The following is a 7,497-nucleotide window of genomic DNA, read 5'->3' as shown; positions in this document are numbered from 1 at the left end:
CGTTGGTCCCGCTCGACTCGCGATTGGGAATTGAAGAACGAAGTCTGGCTCAATCCGGAGCGTGCGCCCCGAGCCGAATTAAAGCAGTGCGCGTGAAGCGACGCGACAACTACGTTGACAAACACCGGTCTCGACATAACTTGCAAGCGCGTGAATGAACAGGCCGTCGGCCAGCGCAGCAATGAACGAAGACTCGCCGTTCAAATGCAGGCGAATAGTGCGCAGATTGAGCGAGCGCAAATTCAGCTGCGGCGCAGTCGACTCGAATGTAATCGACACGATGCCCGCCGCGTTTACCGGCAGAACGACGGGTGCGGCCGCCGCCGGCAGGTAGTGCGCTTCGCTGATCGCAACCGGTGCGAGCGTGACATCGTAAGCGGTTTTGAATCGGCACTGGACGCCATTGATCGATCGGCTGACCAACTCCATACCTCGAGCAAGCACATACGGGCGCGGCTCACCGGCGGAAGGGTCAACGGAAAACTGAGCGATCGAGCAAGGCGGGAACGGCCGTAGATAGTGAGGATGCAGGTTGTCGAATAACGCCTCTACGCTGTTCGGGTAACCGTCTGCGAGCTTCTTGCCGATTCGCGCATCGAGTAGCGCAATCGCCTGGATCATCTGCTCGATGTACGGATCGTCGCGCTGCTCGCCCACCGGCAGAAGCCGCCCCGCGATCTTGGGGTAACGCTGCGCGAAGTCCTCGGAGTAGCGGCGCAAATACGATAGTTCGCGCTCGTAGTAAGGCAGCAATTCGTCCATCTAGCTCTCAGAATCTTGTTGTCTGGTTGCAAGCGCCGCCGTACGTGCGGGGAATTCTTAGGAGCGCTTGGGGCGAGCACGCGTGACCGAATACTGCAGCGTGGACGGTTGCAACATAGCGTCGAAGTTGACCGGCTCCACAGCCGGATGCACAACCAGCATCGCCTTGATGGCGAAGCACAGCACGTTCGTGGACTGCGCGTTCACTTCTAGTTTGACTTCAACCTGCTGGAGCCTGCGCTCGTGACGTTCGATTGCGCGTTGAATCGACTTGCAGATCGTCTGCCTGTCGTCGTGACTGGCAAGGCTGAGCCCCGCGAAATCGTTCAGCCCATAAGTCAGCACCGACCGGCGGCATTCGCTAAAGCCGGCGAGGCGTTCGTCGGTAAAGGTGATTCGGGCGTTCAGAAGAGACTCGATATGGCGAGCAACCGTGCCTTTGAGTTCGTCCAGCGATAACTGGCGTACGACGGCTGGCGTTGGTTGGCTAGGACCATCGCCGAACAATTTATCGAGCAAACTGGGTTCGAAACGGCTCATCTTTTTTTGAAAGAATTGGTAGCGATGCACCCTCTCAAGTGCGACGCGTATCATACAGGAGCGATCCGAGCGCGGTCGTCATGCTGTGTATTTCGGACGAACGTGAGGGGCCGTTGCGGAATCGCGAGCCACAGCTTCGGCAACGCGGCCGAGCGGGCCGGCAGACCGCATCGGCGTTGCGGCAACGTTTACAAATATGCGCCGTCGTGAAAACTTTCTCCGTCAATCTAAGCAAGCCTAGAAATCCGAGATTAGGTCACGCTCGCTTAAAGTATGCGCAAGCATTGAGCGAGAGCATCCAAGGTCCCAGTGGCCCGGGATGACGGATATAGCTGACATTGCCAGACGACAAATACTCTCCAACCGTGCGCCTGCAGCTCCGCCTCTTTCCGGGCGTCCCGCTCCTTATTGGCGATGGCCTTCCCTTGCCAGAACTCGGCATTTGAAGTCGGCCGGCGCCCGAGCCGACAGTCATGAGCGTGCCAGAAGCAACCATGGACGAAGACGACCGCCTTACGTCCTGGAAAAACAAGGTCTGGTCTGCCAGGCAAGCCACAGCCCCCCAACCGATATCGCAGCCCACGCCGATAAAGTCCTTTACGTACAAGCACCTCAAGCGCTGTGTCTCGTTGCTTGACACGCTTCATGCGATCGGATCGTTGGGCCTTACTGAGCGAATCCACCACTGGACGTTCCCAAGCCAAAAGTCTCTCTGGAGTTTGCCTGACGGACCGTGCTAGAAACGCACTAACAAGGGCAACGCCGCTGCATACCCAAGTACCGGTGGGACGGCGTCGCCAATCCACTTAGTGAGGGCGTTGCGCGACGGCTCGTGAGCATTCACGACGAATCGGTAGCTGTCCGGAAATGCTTGAATCCGGGCTGCCTCGCGGGGTGTAATGACGCGGGGGCGGGCGGGATGCACATACCGCCCACGGCCGGGTGTCAAGAATCCAGTTGTGATCGTCTGCGCAGGCTTATCCCAATACATTCGGCCGTAGACCGAAGGGTAGGTGTGACCATCCTTGTGGCAGTCCGGCCGCTCCTCGTTGGGTAGCTCGTATTTGTCGTGTTTGAACAGGTAGTCGATTCGGGATCGATTTTCGTCGGACAGCGCTGGCACTGTATCCATGATGCCCGTCTGAACCGGAGACGTTGCATCACGCATTAGATCACCGATAGCCCAACCGACGGTCTGCGCCTGTCGTTTCAGACCATGAGCAACTGCCTTTATGGTCAGGTCCTTATCGGACGGCGTGCGGAGCGCAGCGACCAAAAAGTAGCGCTTGCGTGTTTGGGGCCAGCCCATATCATGTGCCGCCAGTACACCGCTATCCATGAAGTCGTAGCCGTTCGCCTTCAGTAGCGCTTTAGCCGCAGTGACGACATCACTGCGATCGTTGACCACGTCTGGCACGTTCTCAATGACAACCATCTTCACCTTTAAGCCCACAGCGAGCGCAACCGCCGTAAGGTACAACAGATTCCGAGGGTCCTCTCTCCGCGTTTTGTTGTTCAAGTTCGAGTGCCCTTGACACGGAGGGCCAGCCAAAAACAAGTCAATCTTGCCAATTTCTGCCGCCAAGATAGGGTCCAAGATTTCCGGTTCGTAGGCAAACCTCGACTTGGTGCCCGAACCGCTGACATGGAAATCCACCAAGTTTGAGACACTGGTGTGCAATATGTGCTTGGTCCCAAAATTGGCCTGATGCACCTCGAGACCGCCATCGTCAACGTCGATAGCGGCCACGACCTCTACACGACGCCCAACTGCGATCGAGGCTTGCGCAGCCCCCAACGTCAGTCCCCCACATCCACAAAACACGTCAATGGTGCGGATCGGTGGCAGCGGCGAAGTCGGCTCTTCCACGAAGACGGTGGCGCCGCGAAGGAAGCTTTGCCACCATGCCGCATAGCCTACCGCGTCGCGGTCCGCAAGGTTTTCGATACTTGAACGCCAAATTTGGTTACCAACAGTCAGTTCACGAATGACCCGATCGTTTTCGATGTAATAATTTTCTAAGCCAATTCCACTCATATTACGCGGGCATTCGCCCAGCCTCGTCTTCAATTATCTTGCGACACTCCGTCTCGTCCAGAATTTCCAAGAAAAGGTTGGCACGCAGCCGTCGAAGGCGCTTCACCAGTTCTCGGATCTGGTCGACCTTGAGATGGGGTGCTGTTGTATCGCTGTTCGGATATTGGAACCGAATGAGCGCACGAGCGAAACTCCGAGCATTGGCATAGCCCTGCCGGAAAAGATGGCTGCGGTAGAAGTCAATCTGACCACGCTGGCATAAATGATAGCGGTCGTCAGCCTCGTCGTCGAGCAGAAGATCTGCGCGCAGCCACAACCGGTATATTAAGTTCTCGCTGCGTGCGCCGACGCCATAGTTCGCCAGGCCCGTACCGTGTTCAGGGTTGCCGTAGCGCCACTCCACCATATCGCTAAAGTGCACGATCGCCAGCCATAGCCAGAAATCGGCGTCCGCCACGATCTCTGGTGGCAACTGGATATGTTCGTGGATGATACGGGCAGCATCGCCTTCGAACCGGTTAGCGTTCTTCTGGCTCTTCATGCCGTTTGCGGGGTACTTCGCTCTGAGATTCGCCAAGTCAGCCACCAAGACGTTGATGAAAGCTTGGTCCAACTCTTCACCGTCACCGCGGTTCTTCACCAACCGGTCCAAATCTAGAGGGTTACCGGCGCGCTTGCTTGCGAGATACGCGCTGGCGTCCATAGTGGTTAAGATCGGATAGCGCATCGTTTAAACCTCCGCCACTTGGCGAACAGACTGCTGGTCGGCGTGGAGAATCGCGCGCAACTTGGACATCCCAGGATCATCAACCAACCGTTTAAGCTGCTGCAGCGTGCAAGGTTGAACCCTGTTGATGCGCTTCAAGAACGCGGCAAGCGGGCTGCGAGAATCGACCTCATCCGCGTCTTTCCAATCAGCGTAGCTCGCCGCTAGAATCTGGCACGGAATCTCGGCGGCCAAAAACGCCATTAGCGACCTGCTCATCTTGGGCAAGTTATCGGCGGCCAATTTCTTGTAGACATCAGCGTGAACATACACTTTCGCAATCGGTCGATCCTTACTCGCCTGCTCGTTTACTCCGCTGTAATACTCAACGTGGTATAGAGTCTTCGCCGGGAATCCCATCGCCTTCCAGCCATCGTCTTCCATCGGATCTACGCCGAAGTCTTCGGCCAGTTTCGGTGGACGGAGGTCGAACGACTTTTTGGATAGCCAGTGCCCTTGCATGAAGGGCTTTCCAACCTCTTTGGCAAGAGAGGACGCAAGGCACAGCGCCACCTCAATAGTGACATTAGCCCCTCCCCCCAATCGCTCAAGCACTTCCGCGCCAACTGCGATTTCGTCGGGAGCCTCTTTGGAGAGCAAGACCTTCTCGATCAATACCGTCTTCTTTAGGAACGGGTTGACAGCAGTAATAGCCAGTGCCAGCTTGCCTCGCGCGATCGCGCCCCCTGCCAGCGTTGCTTCACTCAGGTTCGGTTTTACCACAACGGCTAGGCGAGGCACCTCCTGCTCCTCAATGGTGAAGGAAACAGCGTCCGTAAATGGCTGGTCTTCAAACAATCGAATCTGTGCATTGTCGACAGCTTCTTCTAGGCTGGCCGCGCCGAAGAAAGGACGCACGTCCTTCGTCGCGCTCTTGTGATAACTCATGTTCGACATTACGCGGCCTCCGCGTCAATTTCAGGACGTAGGCGGACTGTCCATGCGGCATCGTATTCCTCGGATTCGACTGTGAACGTCGCCTTGCCACCTCTTTCGATGACGAACCGAAGCACCTTTGGGTCATCGGGAGTCGGCGTTGCGGCAACCCCCTTCACATCGATCTTCAAGTTCAGATCCTCTCCTTCCTGGCCTTCGTCTTCGAGGACTGGGCAACGGACGTGCAGCTTTAAACTCACCGACTCCTCTTCGGCCCCGGAGTCCAAAGCGACGCTGAAAGCGCTCCGAAGGCGCAGCATTCCATTGCTCGCCGCTTCCGCGAAGGGTTGTTTTGTAAATTCCAAATGTAGCGGCGAACTAACGACCTCCGGCTGCGGCTTGCCCCCCATACCTTGTGGTCGAAAATACGAGCCCAAAGCGCGCTCAAGGATCGACAGACGCTTCTGCTTGACCGGTGTTGGAGGTGCCGCTTCGCGCTGAAAGCGCTTCAGATGGTCCTTAATGCGAGACATCACTGCCATGACAACGCTCTTGCCCTCGCCCTTTATATCGCGCAAGTTGGCCGAGTCGGGGTCCCAGCGGTCATGCGCTGGTGGCTCACTCTTCTTCAACACCAAGTCAATATCGTCCGCTGCCACGAAGGCACCTACGACGACAGGCGCAGTCTCCGAGCACGGTTTGTAGGCGACTACCATCAGCGGGGCGCGGATAAGGGCGATGGTGTTGCAGCGATCGGCGCGGACGATGGGGTTACCCTGGTCGTTGAGCGGAGCCACGACAAAGCCGCAGACGCCAAGGGCAAGATCCCCTAACCGGTTTAACGGGCTCTGCTTTTGCGTGCCGGATTTCGGCGCAGCGACGCCACGAGCAATTTCAAACGCCTCAATAAATGGCCTGAGCTGCTCGTTCCTCCTGGGGCGCGGCACCGAGATGCCCCCCGCCGCATCGTGGATTTCAACATCGAGTTTCTGGTCTATGAGGCGCGGCCACCACCAGTCCTCCACCCCGATAACGAGATCCCTCAGATCCACGGTGGCATCCACTATCAGGATGCTTGTGCCTAGATCCCCCTTATCACGCGGCTCAAAGCCGAGCGCCTCAGCGAGCTTGTCCGCCGGTTTGCCCTCGTACGGGTCGATAACCAAGCGACCCGCCCCATCGGAATGCTTTTTTGTGCCGAGCCACGCCCGCCCGCTGTAGTTCTTCCCCTTGTGCTCGTGACTGGCGTAGTACCCGCAGCCGAAGAGCCGCGTGCATTCAGTGCCCTCGTCGTCGGCGAAGCGTGTGTAGGCGAAGATAGTTTGAATGGCGGAACTAGACGAGTACACTGACTTGCCAAAGCCGTACGAGCCGCCTGTGCCTTTCGAGGTACGAGCCTTGGAACGATCGCCTAGTGAAAGCAGCAGTCGATAAAAATTCGAATTCTTATCGTGAGGATCGCCCGACAGACCAACCGCGTTGTGGTCTTCGACATAAAGCAAAGTCAAGGGCGTGCGCGGTTTGTCTAGTGTCGTCAGGCAATTCGGCACAGTCAATTCCAGCTCACCGATCCGCTCGGAGATATGCGCGAGGCCCGCGGCCTGTACGAAGGCGGTCTTGGCCGAATTGGCGAGTTGTACCTGCCGGAAGCAAATCCGTACCTTTTCGCCTTCTATGCCAGCATCGACTGAGTTCTGGATGGCCTCACGGGCCAAAACGTGCTCGGGTTGCATTCCCGGCGACTTCAGTGTGTTGGCGTATGCCTCACCGGCAGCACCACCCATCGGATCGCTTTCTTGAAAGACCCAGGTCATTTTGTCTATTCACCCCGTTAGCCGAGCTTGAAATCGTCCTTGGCGCGTCGGCTAAGCGCAGCCTGGAACTTGGTTCGAAGCAACTTCATCTCATTGTCCAGCGCGGAAAGAATCTTCTGCGCGTCCTCTTGTGAGTATTCATAGTTGCTGGTGTTTGACAAATTGCCTATGAGGCGAAGCATCTGCGAGGCTTTGCGTACCCGGGCTTCTCCGAGCTCAACAAAGCGTGCGCGCTTGTTTCGTTCCGTAGTCATAGACGTGCGCCAAATTTATACATTTCTCAAATGTAGCACACCTAATGCAATCATGCACAGGATATCAAAATCGTCCATCCAAGCGGTGCTTACGCCGCAGACGGAACCCCTGGCTAGCCCCTCAAACAAAAGTCTAGAAGGGACGCGAGGTGACTTGAGCGCGCTACATGCTTGAGCTTACGACGGAGGTGGCTTGCCGTTCCAGCCCATCTGAGCGGAGCGGCGATGCGCCAACGCTGGACATGCCAGCGAAATCCATTTCATAACGAAGGCTGAATGGGAAGGCAAGGTGAGCTTCCCTCGGTTTTTCGCCTTCCAAGGGTCTCGGGTTATGCCGCCGCGCCCTTGGTCTGCTGAGCCTTGATCCAGTCCTGAAGAAAGCGTTCCGGAGAAACAAAGCCGAGTGACGAATGACGACGACTGCGGTTGTAAAACACTTCGATATAT

The 7,497-nt window shown here is 56.8% G+C and carries 7 protein-coding genes and 1 pseudogene; all 8 read right to left on the bottom strand.

The genetic code is table 11. From position 1 onward, the window contains the following. Window positions 1–129: 129 nt before the first annotated feature. Window positions 130–762, bottom strand: a pseudogene (locus C0Z18_RS32165) (type VI secretion system baseplate subunit TssF); the annotation flags it as partial. A gap of 57 nt (window positions 763–819) precedes the next feature. Then, window positions 820–1,302, bottom strand: a complete 483-nt coding sequence (gene tssE, locus C0Z18_RS32160) for a type VI secretion system baseplate subunit TssE (RefSeq protein WP_102649508.1) — start codon at window positions 1,300–1,302, stop codon at window positions 820–822. Window positions 1,303–1,568: 266 nt separating this feature from the next. Next, entirely contained in the window at window positions 1,569–1,985 is a 417-nt protein-coding gene (locus C0Z18_RS33960) for a very short patch repair endonuclease (protein ID WP_102649507.1), read from the bottom strand. 53 nt (window positions 1,986–2,038) lie between these two features. Next, on the bottom strand, window positions 2,039–3,373 hold the full coding sequence (locus C0Z18_RS32150) for a DNA cytosine methyltransferase (protein ID WP_146014166.1): 1,335 nt from the start codon (window positions 3,371–3,373) through the stop codon (window positions 2,039–2,041). Then, window positions 3,342–4,067 carry a DUF6339 family protein gene (locus tag C0Z18_RS32145; protein ID WP_102649504.1) on the bottom strand — a complete coding sequence of 242 codons (726 nt, stop codon included), beginning with the start codon at window positions 4,065–4,067 and terminating at the stop codon, window positions 3,342–3,344. Before C0Z18_RS32145 ends, C0Z18_RS32150 begins: the two co-directional genes overlap by 32 nt. A gap of 3 nt (window positions 4,068–4,070) precedes the next feature. Then, window positions 4,071–5,003, bottom strand: coding sequence for a hypothetical protein (locus C0Z18_RS32140; RefSeq protein WP_102649503.1), 933 nt, complete (start codon window positions 5,001–5,003; stop codon window positions 4,071–4,073). Beyond that, window positions 5,003–6,796 (bottom strand): hypothetical protein, encoded by a 1,794-nt coding sequence (locus C0Z18_RS32135; RefSeq protein WP_102649502.1) that lies wholly within the window; start codon window positions 6,794–6,796, stop codon window positions 5,003–5,005. Before C0Z18_RS32135 ends, C0Z18_RS32140 begins: the two co-directional genes overlap by 1 nt. Before the next feature lie 17 nt (window positions 6,797–6,813). Then, the gene (locus tag C0Z18_RS32130; RefSeq protein ID WP_102649501.1) at window positions 6,814–7,050 is read right to left on the bottom strand and encodes a hypothetical protein; all 237 of its coding nucleotides are present in this window, start codon (window positions 7,048–7,050) and stop codon (window positions 6,814–6,816) included. Window positions 7,051–7,497: the final 447 nt, after the last annotated feature.

The sequence above is a fragment of the Trinickia dabaoshanensis genome, assembly GCF_002879885.1.
GTDB lineage: Bacteria > Pseudomonadota > Gammaproteobacteria > Burkholderiales > Burkholderiaceae > Trinickia > Trinickia dabaoshanensis.
The sequence above is the reverse complement of the archived record's forward strand: the minus strand, read 5'-3'. Positions and strand labels throughout refer to the sequence as shown.